We start from the raw sequence: 23,500 nt of genomic DNA, 5'->3' as shown, positions 1-23,500 counted from the left end.
ATTTACCCGTAGCCATTGCGGTTAAAGCGTTGGTGACAAGTGTACACACACGAAAAAATTAAGGTACCCAAAGCAAGTCATTTTGCGCCAGATGTAAACTCCCCGTTGTGAGCTCGCCAACTCGGGTGTACAGTCGTACACATTAGTGAACAACTGTACACATAAGTGCAGACTGCATCGCGGAGAACAGATCATGTTGGCACGACAGAACCACAGCACACCACTTCAATGGCTTGGCAGACAGCTCTTTAACCGAAACGATGGGGTCGCGTTCTTTGATCCGTTACTCGAGAGCATCAACCCGATGTGGGTACAAGAGTACACACCGGCACGAGTCCAGAGGATTATTCGGGACACCTCCGACACTCAAACCTTCGTGCTAAAACCAGCCCGACGCTGGCAAGGCTTCGCCGCCGGACAGCATGTGAACATTTGTGTCGAGATCGACGGCGTTCGTCACCACCGCACCTTCAGCCTGTCCAGCTCGACCACACTCTGGCACGACGAGGGACTGGTCACTCTGACCATCAAACGACTACCTGGCGGCCGGGTGACCAACTGGCTGCACGACCAGCTGAAAGCCGGCGCGTGGTGGGCCTCAGCGAGGCGTTTGGCGACTTCCTGATACCCGAACCTGTCCGCCCCATCCTGTTTATTGCCGGTGGCAGTGGCATCACCCCGATCCTGAGCCAGCTCAAGACCATGGCGATCCAGGGCTTCCGCGCCCCGGTGACGCTGCTGTATTTCGTTCGGGACCACAACCATGCGATCGCCGGCGAACACTTGGAAGATCTGGCAGCCAGCATGATCTGCTCTCGGTGAAGGTCATTACGACTCAAGGCTCCAGCGAACCACGCTATCTGACCGATGCGGATCTCGGCGCGATCAGCGATCTCAGCAGCCGCGATGTTTTCCTGTGCGGCCCGCAGGGCTTGATGTCATTGGCGGGCGAGCTGCTCGATGCCCAAGGCGTGAGCCGGGACAGGATCCACAGCACTTATTTCTCTGCGCCACAAACAGACCTCGGCTGCGAGGAGCTGGGCGGCAAGGTGCGGTTTGCCCGGAGCAATCTGGATGTCGATTCAAGCGGTGACGCACCGCTACTGGAGATCGCCGAAGCGGCTGGCCTGACGCCTCAGCATGGCTGCCGCATGGGCATTTGCCACCAATGCAGTTGCCGGAAAACCAGCGGCACAGTTGTAAACCGCCTTACCGGCCAATCATCCGGCCCGGGAGAGGACACCATCCAACTGTGCATCTCCATCCCTCAGGGCCCAGTGGCCCTTGATATTTAACCGCTTTATTCGAACAGAACGGCCGTGTCTCAGGGCATGGCAAGGAGCACACCATGAAACAGATGACTGAAGCCCAGCTCACAGAGCTGGAAAAGGATCTCGACGCAATCCGTAACGACGTGCTGGCCGACCTGGGCGAACGAGATGCCCGTTACATCCGCCGGGTTGTGCGCCTTCATCGCACCCTGGAGGTAGGTGGCCGGGTCTTGATGCCCTTTGGCTTCATTCCACCGGTGTTCGTGGCGGCCACCGTGGCCCTGGGGCTGTCCAAGATCATCGAGAACATGGAGATCGGGCACAACGTGATGCATGGTCAGTACGACTGGATGAACGATCCCAGCCTGCACTCACAGACCTACGAGTGGGACACCGCTTGCTCTAGCGATTCCTGGCGCCGTACCCACAACTATGAGCACCACACCTACACCAACATCATCGGAAAAGATCGGGACTACGGCTATGCCGTGCTGCGCCTGAGCGATGACGAAGCGTGGCGGCCCAGGCACAGTTTGCAGTTTATTAACTACATTCTGCTGAGCACCTTCTTTCAATGGGGGGTGGGCCTGCACGAACTGGAAACGGAACGCCTGCACCGTCGAGAGATCACCCTGAAATCGAAACTTCCGTTCTTGAAGGATTTTCTCAGGAAGGGCGGGCGTCAGGCGTTCAAGGATTATGTGTTTTTCCCGCTGCTGACTTTTCCGGTCGCGCCCATCGTGCTGGCAGGCAACATTGGCGCTAATCTGATTCGTAACCTGTGGTCGTCCACCGTGATTTTTTGCGGCCACTTCACCCAGGATGCCGAGACTTTTACCGAAGAAGAGTGCTGGGGCGATGGCAAGAGTGAAAGCAAAGGCCACTGGTACCTGCGCCAGCTCTCTGGCTCATCCAACTTCACCGGCGGCCGATGGGTGCATTTGCTGAGCGGACACTTGAGTTTCCAAATGGAACACCACGTGTTCCCGGACCTGCCCGCCCATCGATATCCGGAAATATCCGAGCGTGTAAAGGAAGTGTGCGCCAAGCACGGCATTCACTACAACACCGGCAGCTTCGCCCGGCAGTATGGCACCGTGCTCAAACGCATCGCTGCCTTTTCACTACCGGACCGGCTGCGGGCACGGTTGCCCGTGCTGGACGTGGCCTAGGCGACCTGAAGCAGTCGCAGCAACTGCGGCCGATGTTGATCCTGAATCACATCGGCCAACGTGTACTTATCCAACACCCCCAGAAATGCCTCCAGCGCTTCACCAAACATACCTTTCATTCCACACACCGGCGCGATCTTACAGGCGTTTTTCGAGGTAAAGCACTCAACAATGCTGAGGTCCTGTTCGGTCTCCCGCACCAGAACCCCTACCCTGATTTCGGTCGGCGCCATCAGCAGGCGCATACCGCCTTTTTTTCCGCGGATGGTCTCGATATAGCCCTTTTTGTTGAGCTGGTGCACCACCTTCATCAGATGGTTCTTGGAAATTTCGTAACTGTCGGCAATTTCCTGGATGGTAGCCAGGCGATCACCCTGCACCGCAAGATAAATCAGCACTCGCAATGAGTAGTCAGTGTATCGGGTGATGTGCATTCGGTACTCCAGGTCTGCTTTGTATTGAATAGGATCGATATATACGGAGAAAGCCAATAACCGGTTTTGTCCTCCGACACAGACAGACCGCACCTTGCATCGCCGCCCAGACCAATATCCTGTTTAAGGGTTTGCCCAACTGCTTTACCCGAACCACCGAACTCACGCAGGGGGATCGGATTCCGGGATTTAATCTGCGATACTCGAATTAACGTATCTCAATTCTCATTCAGCCGGCAGGAAGCAAAACCAATGGCCCGCAGCAAGCTGACAGATCGCTTTGGTCGCACCGTGGACTACGTACGTCTGTCCGTGACCGACCGGTGCGACTTCCGCTGTGTATACTGCATGGCGGAGGAAATGACCTTTTTGCCCCGCCAGCAGATACTGTCACTGGAAGAGCTGGCGCAAGTGGCAAGAACCTTTGTGGATCTGGGCACCGAGAAGATCCGACTGACCGGTGGCGAACCCCTGGTCCGCAAGGACATTCTCGAACTGGTCAAGGACATCGGCAGCCTTGGCCTGCGGGATTTCGCCATGACCACCAACGGCAGCAAGCTCACCACCATGGCCGAGCCTCTTCGCAAAGCCGGCTTGAAGCGCCTGAACATCAGTCTCGACTCCCTCGATCCGGACAAGTTTCATCGCATCACCCGCACCGGCCGACTGAACCAGGTGCTCGACGGTGTCGACGCGGCCCGGGAAGCCGGGTTTGAAGGGATTAAACTGAACACCGTGGTAATGAAAGGCGGTAACGATGAGGAAGTGCCGGCACTGGTAGACTTTGCTCGCCGGAAGAACATCGACATCACCTTTATTGAGGAAATGCCGCTGGGGGAAATCTCCGAGCACGATCGCGGTGAAGCGCTGTGCACCAGCGATGAAGTGCGCGACATCATCCGCCAGCACCACGAACTGATGCCAACTCCGGAGGATTCCGGTGGCCCGGCGCGCTACTTCCGGATGCCGGACAGCAACACCAAGGTGGGCTTCATCTCACCTCACTCCCACAACTTCTGCTCCACCTGCAACCGGGTACGGGTTACCGTGGAAGGGCGTCTGCTGCTGTGCCTGGGCAACGAGCATTCGGTAGACCTGCGCCACGTGCTTCGCAGTCATCCGGAGAGCAATGAGAAACTGCGGGAAACCATCATCAACGCGATGGATCTGAAACCCGAGCGCCACCACTTTTCCAGCGAAGGCGATGTCCAGATCCTGCGCTTCATGAATATGACCGGGGGCTAAGCCCCCTGCCAATCGTCGATCTTCCGGATCGGCCATGAACCGTCTCCCTGCCACAGGCGTATCGCTAGCATCCACTCGCGAATTCCTGACACGGAGCACGCCCCGGCCATGGCAAACCTGATCCTTATACTCGGCGACCAGCTCACACCGGACATCAGTGCACTGGACGACGCCGACAAGCAGCACGACCGGATCGTGATGGCAGAAGTCCACGACGAAGCCAGCTACACCAATCACCACAAGAAAAAACTGGTCCTGCTGTTCAGCGCCATGCGCCACTTCGCCCAACAGCTTGAGAAAGATGGCTGGCAGGTGCATTACCAGCACTACCATCCAGATAACGAGCATCAAAGCCTGGAAGCCGTGATCGCCGCCCAGGCCAAAGACCTGAAACCGGAACGGATCATCACCACTGAATGCGGTGAATGGCGCCTGCATGCGCAGATCAGCGAGTGGCACAAGCAGTTCGACCTGCCGGTGGAAATCCGGCCGGACACCCGGTTTATCGCCACCAAACAGGAATTCCAGGACTGGGCCGAAGGCCGCAAACAGTTGCGCATGGAGTTTTTCTACCGGGAGATGCGCCGCAAGACCGGCTTGCTGATGGACCCGGACGGCAAGCCCGAGGGTGGGGAGTGGAATTACGATGCCGACAACCGGCGCAAATGGACCGGCAAACCTGCCGCCCCGGCCACCTTCCGGGTGGAGCCGGATGACACCACCCGAGCAGTGATCGATCTGGTCAACGAGCATTTCTCGGATCATTTCGGCACCACCGACGACTTCCATTTTGCCGTCACCGCCGAGGACGCAGAGCAGGCATTGGCGCACTTCATCGATTACGCCCTACCCTGCTTCGGCGATTTCCAGGACGCCATGTCGGATCACGAGGACTGGCTGTTCCACGCCATCCTGTCGCCGTACATCAACAGCGGCCTGCTGGACCCGCTTAGCGTGTGCGAGGCTGCCACCCAGGCCTGGTACGCCGGCAGGCACCAATCAATGCGGTGGAAGGCTTCGTGCGGCAGATTCTGGGCTGGCGGGAGTTTGTGCGCGGTATCTACTGGATGAATATGCCGGGCTACGCCGAAGAAAACCGGCTGGGTAATACCCGCTCCCTGCCCTGGTTTTACTGGACCGGTGACACCAAGATGCGCTGTATGCACAAGGCCATCGACAGCACCCGCCGCAACGCCTACGCCCACCACATCCAGCGCCTGATGGTCACCGGCAACTTTGCGCTGCTGGCCGGGGTCAAACCGGAAGAAATCTGTGACTGGTATCTAGCGGTCTATGCCGACGCCTACGACTGGGTAGAGCTACCCAATGTGCTGGGCATGGTGATGCACGCCGATGGTGGCTACCTGGGCTCCAAACCCTACGCGGCCAGTGGCAAGTACATACAGCGTCAGTCCGACCACTGCGCCAATTGTCACTACAACGTCAACAAGAGCACGGAAGAGGATGCCTGCCCGTTCAACGCGCTTTACTGGCACTTCATCGACCGTCATCGGGACGACTTCGCCAAGAACCCGCGCATGGGCATGATGTATCGCAACTGGGACAAGCAGAAACCGGAAAGGAAGGAGGCGCTGCTCAACCGGGCCAACAAGTTGCTGGACCAGATCGAGCAGCTGTAAGGCCTTTAGCCAGTGATGCGTTTTTCGGTTTCCGGATCGAAAAACACCACTTTCTTCATATCGAACATCAGCTCGGCCGTTTCGCCCCATGTCACCGGGTGCTCCGGATCGATCCGGCAGTGAACATTAGTGTCGTTCAGGCGAATCAGGGCGATCACGTCCGGGCCGGTCGGCTCGGTCACCTCGATGGTGAACTCGCCGGTGGTGACCAGGGCCTGATCGCTTTTCTGATCCTGGGGCTGGGTGATGTGCTCCGGACGAATGCCCAGCACCACCCTCTTGCCAACGCGATCGGCCAGGTACTCTGGCAGCGGCAGCTTCAGCGAGCGGCCGTCGCCACCCTGCACTTCGGCCTGCAGGCCTTGCTCGCCCTGCTCGACATTCACGTGCACGAAGCTCATCGCCGGTGACCCCATGAAGCCTGCCACGAACATGTTCTGCGGCGAATCATAGACCTGCTTAGGCGTGCCCAGCTGCTGCAGCTCACCGTCCTTCAGCACCGCGATGCGGTCAGCCAGGGTCATGGCCTCGATCTGATCGTGGGTGACATAGACGATGGTGGTCTGCAGGCGCTGGTGCAGCTTCTTGATCTCGGTGCGCATTTCCACACGCAGCTTGGCGTCCAGGTTGGACAGCGGCTCATCGAACAGATAGATGCGCGGACGGCGAGCCAGGGCGCGGCCCATGGCGACCCGCTGCTGCTGGCCACCGGACAGCCGTGACGGCTTCTTGTCCAGCAGGTGGGAGATCTGCAGCAGATCGGCGACCCGCTCCACTTCCTGCTCGATCTGGTCTTTCGGCATGCCACGGATCTTCAGGCCGAAGGCGATGTTCTCGCGCACCGACATGGTCGGATACAGGGCGTAGGACTGAAACACCATGGCGATGTCCCGGTCTTTGGGCTCCACGCCGGAGACGTCCTTGCCGTCGAGCACGATTTCGCCCTCGGAGATAGCTTCCAGCCCGGCGATGGTGTTCATCAGGGTGGATTTACCGCAGCCGGAAGGACCGACCAGAATCAGGAATTCGCCCGAGGCAATATCGATATCGATACCTTTGAGGGTCTCCTCAGCCGCTCCGGGATAGGTTTTGCGAATTTTACGCAGTTCCAGTTGAGACATTGTTGTTTTCCTCTCAGGTCAGCCTTTAACAGAGCCGGCGGTCAGGCCCCGGATGAAGTATTTACCCGCCACGATGTACACCACCAGCGTTGGTAGTGCCGCAATCATGGCCGCTGCCATATCCACGTTGTATTCCTTCACGCCGGTGCTGGTGTTCACCAGATTGTTCAGCGCAACGGTGATGGGCTGGCTGTCGCCACTGGCGAACACCACCCCGAACAGGAAGTCATTCCAGATCTGGGTGAACTGCCAGATCAGCGAGACCATGAAAATGGGCGTCGACATGGGCAACAGAATGCGGAAAAAGATGGTGAAGAAGCCGGCGCCGTCCAGGCGAGCCGCCTTGATCAGTGCATCAGGGATGGCGACGTAGTAGTTCCGGAAGAACAGCGTGGTGAATGCCACCCCGTAGATCACGTGCACCAGCACCAGCCCGGGTGTGGTGTTGGCCAGCCCGAGCTGGCCCAGGGTCGCGGCCATCGGCAGCAGCACGACCTGAAACGGTACGAAGCAGCCAAACAGCAACAGGCCGAACAGCAGGTCCGAACCACGGAATTTCCACTTCGCCAGCACGTAACCGTTGAAGGCGCCTAACAAGGTGGAAATCATCACCGCCGGCACGGTCATCTTGAATGAGTTCCAAAAATAACCGCTGATGCCGTCACACTGCACACCGGTGCAGGCTTCCGACCAGGCTTTGGTCCAACCGATGGTGGTCCATTCGGTGGGCAGCGCCACCAGGTTGCCGGTACGGATGTCCATGGGCGTCTTGAAGCTGGTCACCAGCATGATGAACAGCGGCACCAGGTACACCAGGCACGCCAGAATCAGCAGGCCGTAGATAGCAATCCGGCTGGGGCGCAGGGTGGTGAAGAGCCCGGAACGGGTCAAATCAGTCATGGCGCTTCTCCCTCAGTTCCGAGTACAGGTAAGGCACGATCAAAGCCAGGATGGCCCCCAGCATCAGCATGGCACTGGCAGAGCCCAGGCCCATCTGGCCGCGGGTAAAGGTGTGGGCGTACATGAACACTGCTGGCAGGTCGGTGGAGTAACCGGGGCCACCGGCCGTCATGGCCATGACCAGGTCAAAACTCTTGATGGCAATGTGAGCCAGCACCATCACCGCGCTGAAGAACACCGGCCGCAGTGACGGCAGGATAATCTTCCAGTAGATCAGTGGCAGGCTGGCACCGTCGACCCGGGCCGCCCGAATGATGGAGGAGTCGACACCGCGCAGACCGGCCAGGAACAGCGCCATGACGAAGCCAGAAGCCTGCCAGACTGCCGCCATCACGATGGTGTAAATGGCTAGGTCGGAATTTACCAGCCAGTCAAAGCTGAACGAGGTCCAGCCCCAGTCGTGCATCAGTTTTTCAATGCCCAGACTCGGGTTAAGAATCCACTTCCAGACGGTACCGGTGACGATCATCGACAGCGCCATCGGGTACAGATAAATGGTTCGGATCGCACCTTCCTGGCGGATACGCTGGTCCAGGAATATGGCCAGCACCACGCCGATGAACAAGCAAGCGAAGATGAACAGACCACCGAAGATGGCGAGGTTCTTGGACGATGTCAGCCAGCGGTCGTTAGCCATCAATTTGGCGTACTGATCGAAGCCGACAAAGTCGTAGGTGGGCAAGAAGCTGGAGCTGGTGAACGACAAGATCCCGGTCCACAGCATGAAGCCGTAGATACCGATGCCGATCAACACAAAGGTTGGGGCAATCACCAGTTTCGGCAACCAGCGCTGCAGGCCGTCCAGCAGTCGTGACGGTGCACTGACTACTCCGGCGGAGCGCCGTTGAGTTTGTTCCATGAGAATTCTCCCGAATGAATCGGAGAGCCACCCGGGCGGGTGCTCTTGGCTTCTTTACTTCGCGGCCTGGATGGCGGCGGCCAACTGATCCGTGGCTTTCACCGGATCCTTGTCGTTGGAGTTCACGAAGTTGGTGACCACATCAAAGACCTGCCCTTGGACGTAACTGGTTGTTGCCAGGCCATGAGCCAGGCTTGGCACCAGCTCGCCGGTGTCGGCGCTGCTCTTGAAGGTCTCCATTGAGGCCTGGGCACAGGCATCAAACTCGGACATGTCCATGTCGGTACGAACCGGGATAGAGCCCTTGTTCTGGTTGAACACGGTCTGGAATTTCGGCTCGAGAATGGTACGGGCGAGGTCCTTCTGGGCTGCTACGTTTTCCTCTTCACTCAGCCGAACATGGCAAAGGAATCGACGTTGAAGGTAAATTCACCAGCGGTGCCCGGTGCGGCGGCACAGAGGTAGTCTTCACCCGGAGTCAGGCCGGCGGCAGTGAATTCGCCCTTGGCCCAGTCACCCATGATCTGCATGGCAGCTTCGCCACGGATAACCATGCCGGTTGCGGTGTTCCAGTCGCGGCCGGCGGCGTTGTCGTCAACGTAGCTCATAACCTTGGCAAACTTGGTAAACACCTCTTCCATCACCGCGCTGTTGATCACATCCATATCGTGCTCAACAAAGGCTTTGCGGTAGGTGTCGCTGTCCATCACCGCCAGGGCGACGGCTTCGAACACCGTGGCGTCCTGCCAGGGCTGACCACCGTGGGCCAGCGGAATGTAACCGGCGGCCTTGAGCTTGTCGGCTACGGTAAAGAATTCGTCCAGGGTGTTGGGAACTTCAACGCCCACTTTTTCCATCACTTCCGGGTTCACCCAGAGCCAGTTGACCCGGTGTACGTTCACCGGCACTGCCACGTACTCGCCCTCGTACTGCATCACGTCCGAGATCATCGGCGGCACCAGCTGGTCCCAGCTTCAGAAGCGGCCACGTCGTCCAGACTGGTCAGGAAACCCAGCTTGGCCCACTCACGGATGTCCAGGCCCTTGATCTGGGCGGCAGCCGGAGGATTACCGGATACGGCACGGGTTTTCAGCACGGTCATGGCTGCTTCACCGCCGCCACCGGCGACCGCGAAGTCTTTCCAAGTATGACCCTGCTCTTCCATCATCTCTTTCAGGGCAGCGGCAGCACGGGCTTCGCCACCAGCGGTCCACCAGTGCAGAACCTCAACCTCGCCGGCATGGGTAGCAGCGGCAGGCATCAGGCAGGCAGATACGGCAAGGGCGGAAAGGGTACGCTTGAAGGCGGTCATAATGACTCCTTGTTGTTGTTGTCGAGGACATCAAATCGTTTACCAGCGGCTGGATAGCCGAAGGTGTGAGGGCAAGTCTAGGGCAAGGAGATCAGGGGGAACGTATCAAACTGAAAAACCCATGTAACAAGGTTGTTACATGGGTTCGTGAGGCGTGGGCTGATGAGAGGCCGTTTAATGCCGCGGCAGCGACAGCACCACTTGCAGGCCACCCGTGGGCCGGTTGCTGATGTTCAGGTCACCACCATGATTCTGGGCAATGTTGCGGGCGATGCCCAACCCCAGACCGTGGCCCTGGCGATGGGCCTGATCCAGACGGTAATAGGGTTCGAAAATGCGCTGGAGTTCAGCCTCCGGAATACCGGGGCCGTGGTCATCCACCCGAATCACCAGTTGCTCCGCTGAGTCATCGAGCTGCACCTGCGCCCGTTCACCGTATTTGATGGCGTTGTCCACCAGGTTGCCCAGACAGCGGCTCAAGGCCAGGGGCTTGCCCCGGTAAGGCTGGCATTCGCCACTGATTTTCAATAATTCGGTGCCATTGGTGCGGTAGGCTTCTGCCATCCGGTCCAGCATCCGCCGGACATCCACCGGCTCCACGTTTTCATGGATGTCGGTGTCCTTGAGAGATTGCAAGGCGCCTTTCACCAACAGTTCCAGCTCCAACAGGTCGGCTTCCAGTCGCTCCCGCATGGGCTCGTCATCTATCAGGTCGATGCGCAGGCGCAGGCGGGTAATCGGTGTTTTCAGATCGTGGGAGATGGCGCGAAACAGCTGCTCCCGGTCACTCAGGTAATTTTGCAGGCGCCGGCGCATGGTATTGAAACTTCGTGTGACGGCGACAATCTCGGCACTGCCCTGCTCCTTCAGTGCAGCCTGTTCATCGTCCAGGGGCAGATCCCGGGTGGCCTTCGCCAGCTTGCGCAGCGGCCGTGTTTGCTGACGAATCAGCCACGCCAGTACCGGGAACAACACCCCGATCATGACGGCCAGGAACAACACCTGCTGCCCCGGCACCCCTTCATCTTCCAATGAGACATAGGGCGCGGGTAACGGCGACGCCAGATACAGCCAGTCATCCTCGGCCACCTCAATCTGCATCACCAGTACCGGTGGATTCAGGGGTTCGAGGGTGAGCGAATAATGGGCCCAGGATGGCGGCAGGGCGTCGAGCGGCAATTCGGTATTGAGAATGCGCAGGTCATCCGGGCTCACGAACTCGACGTGCAGGTTGCTATCCCCGCCCAGACGACGCCGCAGCACGGAACGGACTTCCGCGGTGGCCAGCTGTTTCAGCTCGGTCTCCGGCAACGACTTCATATCGATGCGTTTGTTATTCAGCGACACGAAGAAACGGCTGCCACCCATGTTGCGCAGCTGGTCCAGCACTATGTGCCGGTATTCCAACGGCAGCGAATTAAAGAACTGAGCCGTGGCCGCCGCTGATTGCGCCAGATTACGGGTGGTCACCACCAGGCCTTCTTCGCGTTGGGTTTTAAATGCGCCAACCCAGGCCATGCTGGAAATGACCTGAGCCGTGGCCATGGCCAGTAGGGTTAACAACAACACCCGACCAAGCAACGACGACGGAATCCAGCGCCGGGGTTTGCGCCAGAGTGAGAATTCACTCAAAGGCATGATTCACCGTGGCCGCCAGCAGGTAACCTGCACCGCGCACCGTCTTGATCAATTTCGGATCTTTACCCTGGTCACCCAGCTTCTGCCGTAACCGGCTGACGGCAACGTCGACCACCCGGTCCAACGGCGTGGACTCGCGGCCGCGGGTAACACCAGAGATGGTGTCACGGTCCAGCACCTCATTCGGATGGCTCAGAAACAGCTGCAACAGCGCGAAATCGGCACCGGAAATGGACACCTTGTTGCCCTGCTCGTCGATCAGGTCGTGGGTCAGGGTGTCCAGGCGCCAGCGGTCGAACACCACGTATCTCGGGTTCTCGACCCGGGCAAACTGGGCCCGGCGCAGCAACGCCTTAATCCGGGCCTGCAGTTCCCGGGCGCTGAACGGTTTGGCCAGGTAGTCGTCGGCGCCGATCTCGAGCCCGACCACCCGATCGGTCTCATCGGAACTGGCGGTGAGCATGATGATGGGCACCTGGGAATGTTCACGAACCTCCCGGCACAGGGTGAAGCCATCGTCTCCGGGCATCATCACGTCCAGCACGATCAGGTCGATCGGAAAGGTTTTAAGGTGCGCCCGCATCTGGTCGCCGTCTTCCGCGGTGTGGATGTCGTAGCCGACCCGGGACAGGTGCTCGTGCAGGAGCTCCCGGATGGAGGCATCATCATCGACCACGAGAATCGATGCTTTGGTGTCGGTCATGGTCTGGTCGTTTGTTGTTGTCGTTGAGGTGTGCGCTACCTTAGCAGATCTGCACTTCGGTTGGTCTGTCTTTCGGCCCGAAAGTGCCGCCGGATACGGGCTCTGACGTTTTCAGGAGCCAGATTTACGGAGGTCCGATTTCGCAGGCCAGCACCAGGGCCCAGAATTCCGAAAAATCGTTCACCACCACATCGGGTTTGTCGGGGTGCTTGTGCGTGCCGGGAAAAATGCGGTTGAGCCAGGGCTGATCCCACTGGGCCCCGTTGAAAAACACCGACGTCATGCCCGCCCGTTTCGCCGCGATCACATCGGTGGTGCTGTCACCCACGTACCAGACACTGGGATCCGGCGGATAATCCAGCTTTTGCACCGCCAGCAGCAACTGGTCAGGATGGGGTTTGCGCAGTGGGGTGTCGTCACCGCAGACATCAACATCAAACAGATGGGTCCAGCCGGTGTCCTCAACGGCCGCCAGTTCATGCTCAAAGAACTCCCGGTCGCGATTGGTAATCACGCCGACCTGCCGATGCAGCCGGCGCAATCCTTCGAGCACCTCCCGCACCTTGGGCTCGAACGCCTTCACCGTGCCGAAATGGGTACGGTAGTGGTAATTGAACGCCCGGTGGGCAACCTGCTTGGCTTCCTGATCGTCACCAAACAGCACCTCGAAAATATCGGTTCGGGAGATCTTTCGGTCCGCCTTCACCTTCGGGTGCAGGCGCGCGAACTCACGGACATAGGCCACCAGCCGGGCGTCTTCCGGGGTCTTGCTGTCCTCGGGGGACACCATTCGCCCCATCAGGTCCAGCTTGTGAAAATCCGGCAGCATGTCATCAACGGCGTGGTACATGGCATCCAGGGTATCCACCAGGGTGGCGTGCCAGTCGAACAGCACCACTGACGGCCGGATGAGCTTGACCACCGCCGGATGCCAGTCGGCCTCCACCCGGGGTTCCGGCCGCTCCGGTGGCGGAAAGGGTTTCGGGCGAACTTCGGCCGGGGCCTGGCGAAAGGCCTTGGGCTGACTCCGTTCCAGCAGCGCCAGCAGGTCCAGCAGATCCTCGAAACTGTCGAGAATGGCCGAGGGCGCATCCCGGAAGGAGAACCAACTGTCGATGCGCTGCGGCTCCCAACAGGCGCCGTTGTAGAACACCCCGGCGACCCCGGCACGGTTGGCAGTCAGCATGTCGACGTAGCTGTCACCGACGTACCAGGCGCGGCCGTCTGCCGGCAGCCCCAGCTTTTCCAGGGTTTTGAGAATCACTTCCGGGTCGGGCTTGTACTCGGTGACGTCATCGGCGCACACAGTGGCATCGAACAAGTGCTGCCAGCGTCCTTCGTCGACAGTCACCAGTTCCTTGTCGAGAAACTCCCGGTTCCGGTTGGTGGAAACCGCCAGTTTGATGCCCATGGCCTTGAGCGCCGACAGGTATTCGTAGGCCCCCGGCTGGAATGGTTTCACCTTGCCGAAGTAGCGGCGATAGGCCTCGTTGTAGGCCTTGTGGGCGATCAGTTTGGCGTCGCGGTCGTCGCCGAAAATGGCGTTGAAAATATCGGTTCGGGAGACCCGGCGTTCGGCCAGAATCCTTGGGTGAAGGCGGCGGAAGATGCGGATATAGCGCACCAACCGGGCATCGTCGGGGGTCCGGCATTTTGCCTCGGGCAGCAGCCGCTCCACCAGGTTCAGGTCTTCCAGTTGCGGCAGCATGTCCTCCATGGCGCTGAACATGGCATCGTGGGTGTCTACCAACGTGCCGTGCCAGTCAAAGATCAATACCGAAGGCGCCGCGATGGAATCGCTGAATCGGACCATACACTCTTCTCCGTCAGGAACTGTCTGAACCGGCCTTGAAATCCGTCTCCATGACGGTAAGACTCGGAGGGCTCTGACAAAAAAGATAACCCGTGCCAGGGAAACTTGCACACTACTTGTTCACTACAGAGTGCGCTCTATGTCTGCTGCCGGCTATTTACTGCCCTACGACTTTTCACCTCTGACCGTGTTCAGCTTCGCGGCTGTGCTGGGCCTGTACGGTATAGCCCTGCTCCAGATGCCGGCCGCCGATCGCCCAGGGCCAATTCGTATTGTCACCTTCGTGCTCGGAGTGATGCTCTGTTACACGGTGATGCAGACACGGTTCGATTACTATTCCCAGTACATGTTTTTCGTGCACCGGGGCCAGCACCTCATTCTTCATCACCTGGGGCCCATCCTGATTGCCCTGTCCAATCCCCTGCCCATTGCGCGCTACTGGTATGGCTTTGCCGGCCCCGGCAGCCGCCGTCTGCTCGCCCCACTGGGCTGGCTGTACCGGCTGCTGCAACAACCGGCCATTGCTGCGTTGCTGTTTGTCGGCCTGATCTTTTTCTGGCTCTGGCCGCCGATCCATTTCGACGCCATGCTCAGCCGGCAACTGTACTGGCTGATGAACTGGAGCATGCTGCTCGATGGCCTGCTGTTCTGGTGGCTGATTCTGGATTCGCGTTCACCGGCGGTTGGTAATGCCCTTGGCTATGGCAAACGCATCCTGTTGCTGGCGCTGGTGGCGATTCCTCAGATGATTCTCGGGGCCTGGATCGTGTTCTCCCGGGGCATGGTGTACGACGTGTACGAGGTCTGCGGCCGCGCCTGGCCCATGCCGCCGGAAACCGACCAACTGCTGGGCGGACTGCTGACCTGGATTCCGCCGGCGATGATGAGCATCGTTGGCATCCTGATCATTCTGCGCCGGGCCATGCATGAAGACGACGGCCGCGCGCGGCGCCAATCTCGCCAACCGATAACAGAAGGATCAGCCCCATGATGCCATTGAGCCTGCTCCTGGCCCGGTTTCGCCCTGCCGCACTCTGGCCTCTGGTGTTGTCACTGTCGTTGGCATTGACCGGCTGCCTGGGCGACGAGGAGAGCTGGCACGGCAAGGACATCAGCGCTGATGCCGGAGCTGGAGTTCAGCCTGACCGGCACCTCCGGCAACCCAGTGACCGAAACCGATTCGGCAGGCCAGATTCGCCTGGTTTATTTTGGTTTCACCTCCTGCCCGGACGTGTGCCCAGCCACCCTGAGTGGTTTGCGCGCCGCGATAAAACAAATGCCTGACGATCTGCAGGATGACGTCACCACCCTGTTTGTCAGTGTCGACCCAAACCGGGACACCCCCGAACGCATCGCCAGCTACGTCAACTTCTTCGGCCAGGGCGTGGTCGGACTGACCGGCGAGGAAGCCACCCTGCGCGAATTCACCAAGCGTTACCGCACCACCTTCGGTTATGACCAACCGGACGCCGAGGGCAACTACCAGGTCTCCCACAGCGCGGCGGTCTATGTGTTCGATGGCGATGGCGATGCCCGCCTGCTACTCCGGCCGGGCCTCACGACCGAACAGATCAGTGAAGACCTGACGGCACTTGCGGCCGCATCGGCGCCGTCCTGACAATAGCCGAACAGATCTCCGGCGGTGGCAGGCGCGTATGTGTTGTCTACTGTCAGGAGATCTGGACCACCCTCGTGCACAAAAAACCAAACCTGCCGACCAAAACCTGCCCGGTGTGCCAGCGCCCGTTTGCCTGGCGCAAGAAGTGGGCCCGGGACTGGGAGAATGTGCGTTACTGCAGTGAGCGCTGCCGGCGCAGCCGGAGTCATGGCCAATGACCACCGTAGTGTGGTTCAAGCGGGACCTTCGCACCCGCGATCATGATCCGTTGGCAGCCGCGGCCACGCTCGGTGAACCGGTCATTCCGCTGTACGTGGTCGAGCCCGAGTACTGGCAACTGCCCGACACCTCCGCCCGCCAGTGGGAATTCATTGAGGAGTCGCTGACCGATTTGCGCCGCCAGCTCCGACACCTCGGTGCCGACCTGCTGGTGATGACCGGGCCGGTCAAACAGGCCCTGGAGCGCCTGAACTCGGCCTACGGAATCCAGCGGGTATTCTGTCATCAGGAAACCGGTGGCCAGTGGACGTTTGATCGCGACCGGGATGTTGTCGGCTGGTGCCAGGAGCAGGGCATCGAATTTCGGGAATGGCAGCAATTCGGGGTGGTTCGTCGCCTGCAGGACCGGGATCTGTGGGACAAGGCGTGGTCACAGCTGATGCGACAAGAGCCGACGCCCTCGCCGGCTAGCCTGGCAACGCCGGACGGTCTGACCGGCTTTGCCAATCCGCCCAGCGAGATGTCCCTGGCGAATTCCACCCCCTGCCCGGACCGGCAGGCCGGTGGCAGCCAGCGCGGCGAAAAACTGCTGGCCTCCTTTTTAGAGCGCCGCTGCGTCGGCTATCAGTACAACATCTCCAGCCCGGTCAGTGCCGTGCGCGCCTGCTCCAGGTTAAGCCCACACATTGCCTATGGCACAGTCAGCCTGAGGGAAATCTACCAGGCGCGAAACACACCGGCCAGCACCCCAGCAGCCTGCCCCGAAAACAGCGCAGCCTGACCAGCTTTCGCTCCCGATTGCACTGGCACTGCCATTTCATCCAGAAACTGGAGGACGAACCGGAGCTGGAATTCCGCGCCATGCACCGGGAACTGGAGGGCCTTAAGGCGGGCCCTGGCGAGTCCGAACGGCTCCAGCGCTGGCAGGAAGGCCAGACCGGCTGGCCCCTGGTGGACGCCTGCATGCGTGCCCTGCAGCACACCGGCTGGATCAACTTTCGCATGCGCGCCATGCTGATGGCGGTAGCCAGCTACCAGCTTTGGCTGCACTGGCGGGACCCGGCTTTGCACCTGGCCCGCCAGTTCACCGATTTCGAGCCGGGCATCCACTATCCGCAGGTGCAGATGCAGTCCGGGCTTACCGGTATCAACGCCCTGCGCATCTACAACCCTGTCTTGCAGAGCCAGAAACTGGACCCGGACGGTGAATTTATCCGGCGCTGGTTGCCAGAGCTGCAGGGCGTGCCGGTGGACCTGATCCATACTCCCTGGCTGATGACACCGGCCCAGAAAAATCGCTACGGCGGCAACACCTACACCCTGCCGGTGTGCGACCACGAGCAGGCCGCCCGGGCGGCGCGCAAAGCGATCGGCGACTTCCGTAAACAGCACGTTTCCCACACCGAGACCGAGCGGGTCTTACAGCGCCATGGCAGTCGCAAAGGACCGGTTCAGAAGCGCCCATCGGTTCCGCGAAAAGCAGAAGGTGACTCGGACCAGCTGTCCCTGTTTGATTAACGCGCCCAAAAAAAGGCCAAGCTCAGTCCTGATGTTGCTGCTGCTCATGCCGTAGCATCTGTTCCATCATGAGTTGCATCTGGTTCATGCGATCTTCCATCCTCCGCAACCGCTGATCAACATTCGAGCTCTCTGACTTACTGGAGCGATTGCCACCACCGGACTGGCTATTCATCATCCCCTGTCCGTGGTTACCATCCATCATGCCGTGGCCGCCACCCATCATCCCGGGCCCCATCATGCCTTTATGCATCAAGTCCATTTGTTCTCTCATGGCCTCTCGATGTTCCTCCATCAATCGCGCTCGTTCTTTCTGTGAGCCGGCCTCAGGGACTTGTCGCATCATATTGTCCATTCTTAACCAGTTCTGATGCATCTGTTCCATTTGCTGCGGACTCATCATCATACCCGGCCCGTGCCAGATGACGGCCCATCACTGCCATGGGCAAAGGCCCAAATGGGAGCCACCGCCAGAAGACCAACAACAAAAGCCTTATTAATGAGCATCATCGGAAACGCCTCCAGTATCGCTGTAGTTGTCTTCAAAGATTAGACGCCAAGGCACTGAACTGGAGCTGAATTCCCCCCCAGACTGAAGCAGGTTTGATCTGCATCAATTGCGGCTGCCGCTGGGCTCTGGGGCTACCCAGCCGACAGCTTCCCGAGGCAGTTATTGTTCAGCCTACCCGGGAAAGCTATTGTTGTAGGTCCGAGCTCCTTATACAGGAGTGTCACGCTCTTATACCGCGACCCCAGACCGGATTAGCTATGAAAATCGGTGACATTTCGAAACGTGCCAACATCTCTGTTGAAACCGTTCGATACTACGAAAAGATCGGTCTGCTTCCGGAACCTGATCGCACTGCCAGCGGCTACCGTTCTTATCGGCAAGCCCACCTGGATCGTCTGCTGTTCATCAAGCGCTGCCGGAACCTGGATATGGCGCAAAACGAAATTCGCGAACTGATCCGTTTAGCCGAGAATCCGGAGGCGGATTGCGCTGGCGTGGATGCCTGTTAGCCAAACACCTCCACCACGTTCGCGAACGAAGGCGGGAACTTGCCAGCCTGGAGCAAACGCTGGAGAAGCTTCAGAAAGCCTGCACGGAAGGCCGGACGGTCCAGGAATGCGGCATCCTTGAAGGCCTTTCGGCCGAGCTCGAAGACCTCGAAACCTCCGAAGCACGTAATCATGTGCCTGGCACCCATGGTCAGGGCCACGGCTGAATGATGACTTACCACGAATATCCGTTGACTCTGTAGTAACTACAGGGTTTTAACTGGATGAAAATTTCAGCAGGAGGTTTTCATCATGGCGTGCAGTTGTTCTCCCCCCGAATCCAATTCCCCTGCGCCCGGCTTCCGCCGCGCCCTTTGGATTGCCCTCTGGATCAACCTGGCGATGTTCCTCGTTGAAGGCTGGGCCAGTTTCCAGTCCGGCTCGGTATCGCTGATGGCCGACGCCATCGACTTCTTTGGCGACAGCGCCAACTACGTGCTGTCCCTGAGCGTACTGTCCATGGGGCTGGCCTGGCGTGGGCGGGCGGCCATGATCAAGGGGCTGACCATGGCGGTGTTCGGCTTGGTGGTCTGGCTGCGCGCCATTTGGGTTGCCCAGAGCGGCTGACGCCGGACCCCCTGACCATGGGCGCGGTCGGTTTCCTGGCCCTGGTCGCCAACGTCGCTGTTGCCTTGATGCTGTTCCGGTTTCGGAGTGGCGATTCGGACATGCGCTCGGTCTGGCTGTGCAGTCGCAACGACGCCATTGGTAACGTCGCGGTGATGGTAGCCGCCCTGGGCGTGTTCGGCACGGGCACCGCATGGCCGGATCTGGCAGTGGCCGGCATCATGGGCACCCTGGCGATGACATCCGGCATCAGTGTGGTGCGTCACGCCCGCAGCGATATTGCCGCCGCTCGCAGTGCCAGTCCCCAGCCCGTTTCGGCGGGCACCGGCAGCCGTTAGAACGCGAGCGAAATCATCACCGGAATGAAGGCGAGTGCGAACAGGGTGGTAAGCAATACGGTGCCCGCCGCCTGCCTGGGCGATATATCCAGCATGGTGGCGATGACCACCGTGTTGGCCGCGATCGGGGTAATGGAAATCAGGAAGATGGCCTTGTGCACGGCCGGCTCGTAGATGCCCAGAACGTTGGCATCCAGCCACCAGAACAGGATGGCCACCGCCGGCCAGACCACAAACTTGCCGAAGAACGCCAGCCCGGTGAAGCGGATATTGCCCGCCAGCCCCCGGAAACTGGTGATGCTCATGCCGATGATCATCATTCCCAGAATGCTGTAGGCACCGCGCAGGTTATCGAACAACGGCTGGAACAGGTCCGGGATGCGGATTCCGGACAGGTTCAGCAACACCGCCGCCAGGAAGGCGTAAACCGATGGCAGCTTCACCACCCGCCACAGGGCCGATTTCAGGTCATGCCGGCCGCGGGCCGCCAGGTAAAAGCCCACCGAATTTTCAAACAGGGTGGTGCCGAGCATGCACACGATGTAGAGCCCGAGGCCCTCCTCGCCAAACAGCAGTAACGCCACCGGCACCCCGAAATAGCCGGTATTTCCCGAGCCCACGCACAACGGAATCAGGCTGGCGCTGCCATCGGTGATCACGCGTTGCGCCAGTTTCAGCTGGACAATGCCAAGGACACAGGACAACCCGAACGTCAGGAACGGCAGGAAAATGACTTCCGGGGACAGCGGCGCCGCCATTACCCCGGAAAACACCACCGAAGGTGTGACGATGTACAGCATGATGCCAGCGATGTGCTTGCCACTGGCTTCCAGGTAGCGACCCGCCACCCAGCCGAGTGCGACGGTCACATACAGGGGGATAAGTTTGAAAAACAACGCCAGTGCGGCAGCCATGAACGCTCCAGGCAGGAACTATTTATAAGACCAGGTTATAAAACCAAGTTGAAGGACCAAATGGTAGGGCCAAGCCGGCAAGTGTACCCAGAAAACGTTCAGCAATAAAAAAGGGCAGCAAGGTGGCCCCTGCTGCCCAATAATGCTTATCGCTCAACGCTTTCAATGACTTCGAAGCCGAACAGATAAAACGTCGGCGTCCTCGAACTCAATTAGCTTACGAAAGCTTAGGGACAAACGGATCAACCTGGAACTAGATTTTTTTATTTGTGTCATTCAAATTCCCTTAAAATGATCACAAAACGTTCACTTGAAAAGTTTGCGTACACTTGTACGCTCAAGTATTTTAGCGCCATGTCGACCAACGGATATTCTGCAATGAGCACCGAGGAAAACTCGAAACAAAGCACCACCACCGATACCCCGGAAGCCACCGTGCACCAGCGCGTTGAGGAATGGCTGAACAGCGCCACCCACGGCCTGGGCGCGATCCTGAGCGTGATCGGTACTGTTGCCCTGATTGTCGGCGCCAGCCAGCTGGGCGACGTCTGGAAACTGGTCAGTTTCGCTATATTTGGCGCCTCCCTCATACTCCTTTATGTGGCCTCGGCGCTGTACCATGGCGCCCGCCACCCGAAACTGAAAAGCGCCTTCAAAACCCTGGATCATTGCGCCATCTTCCTGCTGATTGCCGGCACCTACACACCGTTCTTGCTGGTGAACATGCGGGGCACCGTCGGCTGGACGCTGTTCGCGGTGATCTGGTCGCTGGCGCTGACCGGCGTAGTACTCAAGGTGATTTTCAAGAATCGGTTCAAACTGGCTCGCGTGGGAATCTATATCGCCATGGGCTGGCTGATCACTTTCGCCTCGTCAGACCTGGTCGCCAATCTGAGCGAAACTGCGCTGAACCTCACCATTGCCGGCGGCCTGGCCTACACGGTCGGTGTTGTGTTCTATCTGGCTGACCGGATTCCCTACATGCACGCGATCTGGCACCTGTTCGTGATTGGTGGCAGCGCGTGCCACTTCAGCGCGATATACTTTGGCGTTCTACCTCACATGACCTGATGGGTGATGGAAGCAAAATGGCGAAGTGGTTGGTAAAGTCAGAACCTTCTGAGTGCGGCATCGAGGATTTCGTGCAGTCTGCCGGTCAGTCGATCCCGTGGGACGGAGTGCGCAACTACCAGGCCAGGAACTTCCTGGCCCAGATGAGTGAAGGCGACGACGTTTTCCTGTATCACTCCAGCTGCGCCCAGATTGGCATTGCCGGCATTGTCACCGTGGTGAACGGTGCCTACCCCGACCCCACTCAGTTTCAGCCGGATTCGCCCTATTTCGATCCCAAGAGCACACCCGAGAAACCGCGCTGGCAAGCGGTGGATCTGGCCCTGGTACGCAAACTGCCTCGCCTGATTCCCTTAAAGGAACTCAAGTCCCTGCCCGGGCTGGAGGAGCTGGCCCTGCTACGCAAGGGCAGCCGCCTCTCGGTGATGCCGGTTGGCGAGAAAGAGTGGCACATTATCCAGGGCCATGCCGGCTAGTTCTGGTTCACCGCGACCGGTTCCTCGTCCCGCTCATCGTGCGGAATCGGATCCGGACTCTTGTCCCAGCCTACCAGCGCAATAGTTGCCACCACGCCGATCAACAAGCCTATCCAGGCTCGAAGAACGCCAACGCCGCCCCGATTAGAACCACCGTGCCTCGTGAGGCATTGTCTCGTGGAATCCCCATCGCAATGTACGCACAGGCAAAACCGGTTAGCACCAGAGTCAGCGATAAGGCCACGCCCAGCAGGGGCTTGAGGCCGGTTAGCAGCGGCAACAGGAAGAAAATAAACGGCAAACCCATCAGGTAGTATGAGGCCAGCCCACTGTGCAGGCTGCCCATGGCCTTCGGCCCCTGTTTCCAGCGTTGCACCACAATCACGTGCACACCGGTCCAGACTGCACCCTGGGTCGGGAAGAACGGTGCCACAATAGCCATCACAGCATTGCGAATCGCCAGCGAGAAATGCGAACGGTTCAGGTTGATGTCGACGTGCTCGTCCTTGCGCGCATGCAGGCCGTCCCGCAGTACTTCATTGCCGGTAACCAAATCACCGAACAGGATGATGTAGGCAATCAGCGCCAGCGGAATACTCTGGATGAGCATCTCCTGGGACGGCCAGCCAATCATCAGCGGTGAGACCTTGGCCAGGGCGTCCCCAAGGGGCGGCACCAGAATGCCCCACTGGATATCAAAGCTGACTTCGCCCGCCAACGGCCCAACCACCGCTGCCACCAGGAAACCCGGCAGCAAGCCCAGCGCTCCGAGCATGAAGAAGAAGCGATTGCGTTCTTTCAGTTTCTGCATCGGCACCGAGAAGGTGAAGATCAGGCAAATGGCGCAGGCGAGCCCGGTGGCAATCGGCTGCTCCAGCAGAAAGCGCTCGGCATCGTCCACAAACACACGCTTCAGCGCCGCGATGGCGGCACCGAGGATGATGCCAGCCTTGAGGGTATCGGGTAGCCAGACCACAAATCGTCGGCCCAGCCGGTGATCCCAAGGAACAGAACCAGCCCCGCAAACACAAGACTGAGAGCCGTCATCGCCTGGAACCGGCTAACCGGGTCTTCATAGCCTCCGATGACAAATGCCAGAATCAGCGGTAACGCAGGCGTGATCCAGCCGCCGGCGTAGGGTTCGCCAAAGACAATCACCGCCGAGGCGATCAAAGAGGCATGAATCATCGATAGCGCGACGGCTTCCTCAAAACTCAGGCCAAAGAACGCGGTCATGACCGGTATCAGCGCCATACCGGTGGCGGCAGAAACAAAAAGCCCCTGAAGGAATTCAGGCCAGCACAGTCGCGTGTGGTAGAACGGCAGGCGAAAGGTGAACGGCCCCCAGCGCCAGCCGGGTAGCTCAGGTCTTTCTGACATGGGAATGCACTCGCTCTTGATTTTGTTATTTGCGATTTGAGTATGGAAAGAGTTTCCAGATTCCGCGAATCAATATTCCTGATCTCACTGAATAAGCGAGGCTTATTACCTTTGAGAACTTAGCGGTTGCCGGGCCGGTCCCGCATTCAGGCTATCCAATCCTGCCGCCGCC

23 protein-coding genes and 4 pseudogenes are annotated in these 23,500 nt (G+C 59.2%); 15 read left to right on the top strand and 12 right to left on the bottom strand.

From position 1 onward, the window contains the following. Positions 1–193 precede the first annotated feature (193 nt). From AU14_RS23200 to AU14_RS04605, 4 genes are read left to right on the top strand one after another with little or no spacing between them, the layout of a single operon-like run. A complete protein-coding gene (locus AU14_RS23200; protein ID WP_330217958.1) occupies positions 194–625 on the top strand; it encodes an FAD-binding oxidoreductase in 432 nt (143 codons plus the stop codon). Next, a complete protein-coding gene (locus AU14_RS23195; RefSeq protein ID WP_330217957.1) occupies positions 589–822 on the top strand; it encodes a ferredoxin reductase domain-containing protein in 234 nt (77 codons plus the stop codon). The genes AU14_RS23200 and AU14_RS23195 overlap by 37 nt, the downstream gene beginning before the upstream one ends. After that, positions 819–1,295 carry a flavin reductase family protein gene (locus AU14_RS23190; RefSeq protein WP_041339322.1) on the top strand — a complete coding sequence of 159 codons (477 nt, stop codon included), beginning with the start codon at positions 819–821 and terminating at the stop codon, positions 1,293–1,295. The genes AU14_RS23195 and AU14_RS23190 overlap by 4 nt, the downstream gene beginning before the upstream one ends. 53 nt (positions 1,296–1,348) lie before the next feature. Then, on the top strand, positions 1,349–2,443 hold the full coding sequence (locus AU14_RS04605) for a fatty acid desaturase family protein (RefSeq protein WP_041339319.1): 1,095 nt from the start codon (positions 1,349–1,351) through the stop codon (positions 2,441–2,443). On the opposite strand, the gene AU14_RS04600 is transcribed toward AU14_RS04605, so the two are convergent. Beyond that, positions 2,440–2,877 (bottom strand): RrF2 family transcriptional regulator, encoded by a 438-nt coding sequence (locus tag AU14_RS04600; protein WP_041339316.1) that lies wholly within the window; start codon positions 2,875–2,877, stop codon positions 2,440–2,442. The two genes, AU14_RS04605 and AU14_RS04600, sit on opposite strands and share 4 nt — an antisense overlap. A 252-nt stretch (positions 2,878–3,129) precedes the next feature. On the opposite strand from AU14_RS04600, the gene moaA reads away from it, so the two are divergent. Together moaA and AU14_RS04590 are read left to right on the top strand one after the other, a co-directional pair. Continuing rightward, complete coding sequence (gene moaA / locus AU14_RS04595) at positions 3,130–4,122, top strand: GTP 3',8-cyclase MoaA (RefSeq protein ID WP_041339313.1); 993 nt, start codon at positions 3,130–3,132, stop codon at positions 4,120–4,122. Positions 4,123–4,230: 108 nt separating this feature from the next. Then, positions 4,231–5,762, top strand: a pseudogene (locus tag AU14_RS04590) (cryptochrome/photolyase family protein). 5 nt (positions 5,763–5,767) lie between these two features. Here AU14_RS04590 and AU14_RS04585 read toward each other — a convergent pair. The 7 genes and pseudogenes from AU14_RS04585 to AU14_RS04555 all read right to left on the bottom strand — a co-directional run bounded on the left by AU14_RS04585 (position 5,768) and on the right by AU14_RS04555 (position 14,168). Continuing rightward, complete coding sequence (locus AU14_RS04585; protein ID WP_041339310.1) at positions 5,768–6,883, bottom strand: ABC transporter ATP-binding protein; 1,116 nt, start codon at positions 6,881–6,883, stop codon at positions 5,768–5,770. A gap of 18 nt (positions 6,884–6,901) precedes the next feature. Further along, positions 6,902–7,783, bottom strand: a complete 882-nt coding sequence (locus AU14_RS04580; protein ID WP_041339306.1) for a carbohydrate ABC transporter permease — start codon at positions 7,781–7,783, stop codon at positions 6,902–6,904. Next, entirely contained in the window at positions 7,776–8,702 is a 927-nt protein-coding gene (locus AU14_RS04575; RefSeq protein ID WP_041339303.1) for a carbohydrate ABC transporter permease, read from the bottom strand. The genes AU14_RS04580 and AU14_RS04575 overlap by 8 nt, the downstream gene beginning before the upstream one ends. A gap of 54 nt (positions 8,703–8,756) precedes the next feature. Then, positions 8,757–10,014: pseudogene (locus AU14_RS04570) on the bottom strand (ABC transporter substrate-binding protein). A gap of 174 nt (positions 10,015–10,188) precedes the next feature. After that, complete coding sequence (locus AU14_RS04565; RefSeq protein WP_041339300.1) at positions 10,189–11,652, bottom strand: ATP-binding protein; 1,464 nt, start codon at positions 11,650–11,652, stop codon at positions 10,189–10,191. Next, positions 11,639–12,355, bottom strand: coding sequence for a response regulator (locus AU14_RS04560; protein WP_041339297.1), 717 nt, complete (start codon positions 12,353–12,355; stop codon positions 11,639–11,641). The genes AU14_RS04565 and AU14_RS04560 overlap by 14 nt, the downstream gene beginning before the upstream one ends. A gap of 124 nt (positions 12,356–12,479) precedes the next feature. Next, positions 12,480–14,168, bottom strand: coding sequence for an HAD family hydrolase (locus AU14_RS04555; RefSeq protein ID WP_041339294.1), 1,689 nt, complete (start codon positions 14,166–14,168; stop codon positions 12,480–12,482). 139 nt (positions 14,169–14,307) lie between these two features. Between AU14_RS04555 and AU14_RS04550 the strand changes: the two genes are divergently transcribed. From AU14_RS04550 to AU14_RS20600, 5 genes are all read left to right on the top strand, one after another. After that, entirely contained in the window at positions 14,308–15,159 is an 852-nt protein-coding gene (locus AU14_RS04550) for a cytochrome c oxidase assembly protein (RefSeq protein ID WP_041339292.1), read from the top strand. 129 nt (positions 15,160–15,288) lie between these two features. After that, entirely contained in the window at positions 15,289–15,786 is a 498-nt protein-coding gene (locus AU14_RS04545) for an SCO family protein (RefSeq protein WP_407942816.1), read from the top strand. Positions 15,787–15,860: 74 nt separating this feature from the next. Continuing rightward, positions 15,861–16,004: a DUF2256 domain-containing protein gene (locus AU14_RS18945; RefSeq protein ID WP_094191153.1), complete on the top strand. Its 144-nt coding sequence runs from the start codon at positions 15,861–15,863 to the stop codon at positions 16,002–16,004. Further along, positions 16,001–16,786, top strand: a complete 786-nt coding sequence (locus AU14_RS20605; protein WP_236744379.1) for a deoxyribodipyrimidine photo-lyase — start codon at positions 16,001–16,003, stop codon at positions 16,784–16,786. Before AU14_RS18945 ends, AU14_RS20605 begins: the two co-directional genes overlap by 4 nt. 17 nt (positions 16,787–16,803) lie before the next feature. Beyond that, positions 16,804–17,523, top strand: coding sequence for an FAD-binding domain-containing protein (locus tag AU14_RS20600; RefSeq protein WP_236744378.1), 720 nt, complete (start codon positions 16,804–16,806; stop codon positions 17,521–17,523). Positions 17,524–17,545: 22 nt separating this feature from the next. Here AU14_RS20600 and AU14_RS20595 read toward each other — a convergent pair whose 3' ends face one another. Then, positions 17,546–17,785 (bottom strand): hypothetical protein, encoded by a 240-nt coding sequence (locus AU14_RS20595; protein WP_236744377.1) that lies wholly within the window; start codon positions 17,783–17,785, stop codon positions 17,546–17,548. A gap of 506 nt (positions 17,786–18,291) precedes the next feature. Here AU14_RS20595 and cadR point away from each other — a divergent pair. Both cadR and AU14_RS04525 read left to right on the top strand, forming a co-directional pair. Further along, positions 18,292–18,749 (top strand): annotated as a pseudogene (gene cadR, locus AU14_RS04530) (Cd(II)/Pb(II)-responsive transcriptional regulator). An 85-nt stretch (positions 18,750–18,834) separates the two neighbouring features. After that, positions 18,835–19,487, top strand: a pseudogene (locus AU14_RS04525) (cation transporter). On the opposite strand, the gene AU14_RS04520 reads toward AU14_RS04525, so the two are convergent. Then, positions 19,484–20,401, bottom strand: coding sequence for an AEC family transporter (locus AU14_RS04520; RefSeq protein WP_041339287.1), 918 nt, complete (start codon positions 20,399–20,401; stop codon positions 19,484–19,486). The pseudogene AU14_RS04525 and the gene AU14_RS04520 overlap by 4 nt on opposite strands. Before the next feature lie 378 nt (positions 20,402–20,779). Between AU14_RS04520 and trhA the strand changes: the two genes are divergently transcribed. Together trhA and AU14_RS04510 are read left to right on the top strand one after the other, a co-directional pair. Then, the gene (trhA, locus tag AU14_RS04515) at positions 20,780–21,472 is read left to right on the top strand and encodes a PAQR family membrane homeostasis protein TrhA (RefSeq protein WP_041339285.1); all 693 of its coding nucleotides are present in this window, start codon (positions 20,780–20,782) and stop codon (positions 21,470–21,472) included. 17 nt (positions 21,473–21,489) lie between these two features. Then, a complete protein-coding gene (locus AU14_RS04510) occupies positions 21,490–21,948 on the top strand; it encodes an EVE domain-containing protein (protein ID WP_041339283.1) in 459 nt (152 codons plus the stop codon). Positions 21,949–22,057: 109 nt separating this feature from the next. Here AU14_RS04510 and AU14_RS19760 read toward each other — a convergent pair whose 3' ends face one another. Both AU14_RS19760 and AU14_RS19755 read right to left on the bottom strand, forming a co-directional pair. After that, complete coding sequence (locus AU14_RS19760; RefSeq protein ID WP_201773507.1) at positions 22,058–22,924, bottom strand: hypothetical protein; 867 nt, start codon at positions 22,922–22,924, stop codon at positions 22,058–22,060. After that, positions 22,861–23,328, bottom strand: coding sequence for a hypothetical protein (locus tag AU14_RS19755; RefSeq protein ID WP_201773506.1), 468 nt, complete (start codon positions 23,326–23,328; stop codon positions 22,861–22,863). Before AU14_RS19755 ends, AU14_RS19760 begins: the two co-directional genes overlap by 64 nt. Positions 23,329–23,500: the final 172 nt, after the last annotated feature.

Origin of the sequence: Marinobacter similis (genome assembly GCF_000830985.1) — a bacterium.
Lineage (GTDB): Bacteria > Pseudomonadota > Gammaproteobacteria > Pseudomonadales > Oleiphilaceae > Marinobacter > Marinobacter similis.
This window is presented reverse-complemented; position numbering and strand designations above follow the sequence as displayed.

Coding starts and splice junctions, on each gene's coding strand:
- AU14_RS20605 (WP_236744379.1), top strand. CDS start 16,001: ATGACCACCGTAGTGTGGTTCAAGCGGGACCTTCGCACCCGCGATCAT.
- AU14_RS04510 (WP_041339283.1), top strand. CDS start 21,490: ATGGCGAAGTGGTTGGTAAAGTCAGAACCTTCTGAGTGCGGCATCGAG.
- AU14_RS04555 (WP_041339294.1), bottom strand. CDS start 14,168: ATGGTCCGATTCAGCGATTCCATCGCGGCGCCTTCGGTATTGATCTTT.
- AU14_RS04600 (WP_041339316.1), bottom strand. CDS start 2,877: ATGCACATCACCCGATACACTGACTACTCATTGCGAGTGCTGATTTAT.
- AU14_RS23200 (WP_330217958.1), top strand. CDS start 194: ATGTTGGCACGACAGAACCACAGCACACCACTTCAATGGCTTGGCAGA.
- AU14_RS19755 (WP_201773506.1), bottom strand. CDS start 23,328: ATGTCAGAAAGACCTGAGCTACCCGGCTGGCGCTGGGGGCCGTTCACC.
- moaA (WP_041339313.1), top strand. CDS start 3,130: ATGGCCCGCAGCAAGCTGACAGATCGCTTTGGTCGCACCGTGGACTAC.
- AU14_RS04605 (WP_041339319.1), top strand. CDS start 1,349: ATGAAACAGATGACTGAAGCCCAGCTCACAGAGCTGGAAAAGGATCTC.
- AU14_RS04565 (WP_041339300.1), bottom strand. CDS start 11,652: ATGCCTTTGAGTGAATTCTCACTCTGGCGCAAACCCCGGCGCTGGATT.
- AU14_RS20595 (WP_236744377.1), bottom strand. CDS start 17,785: ATGGACTTGATGCATAAAGGCATGATGGGGCCCGGGATGATGGGTGGC.
- AU14_RS04560 (WP_041339297.1), bottom strand. CDS start 12,355: ATGACCGACACCAAAGCATCGATTCTCGTGGTCGATGATGATGCCTCC.
- trhA (WP_041339285.1), top strand. CDS start 20,780: ATGAGCACCGAGGAAAACTCGAAACAAAGCACCACCACCGATACCCCG.
- AU14_RS04575 (WP_041339303.1), bottom strand. CDS start 8,702: ATGGAACAAACTCAACGGCGCTCCGCCGGAGTAGTCAGTGCACCGTCA.
- AU14_RS04545 (WP_407942816.1), top strand. CDS start 15,289: ATGCCGGAGCTGGAGTTCAGCCTGACCGGCACCTCCGGCAACCCAGTG.
- AU14_RS04585 (WP_041339310.1), bottom strand. CDS start 6,883: ATGTCTCAACTGGAACTGCGTAAAATTCGCAAAACCTATCCCGGAGCG.
- AU14_RS04520 (WP_041339287.1), bottom strand. CDS start 20,401: ATGGCTGCCGCACTGGCGTTGTTTTTCAAACTTATCCCCCTGTATGTG.
- AU14_RS04550 (WP_041339292.1), top strand. CDS start 14,308: ATGTCTGCTGCCGGCTATTTACTGCCCTACGACTTTTCACCTCTGACC.
- AU14_RS04580 (WP_041339306.1), bottom strand. CDS start 7,783: ATGACTGATTTGACCCGTTCCGGGCTCTTCACCACCCTGCGCCCCAGC.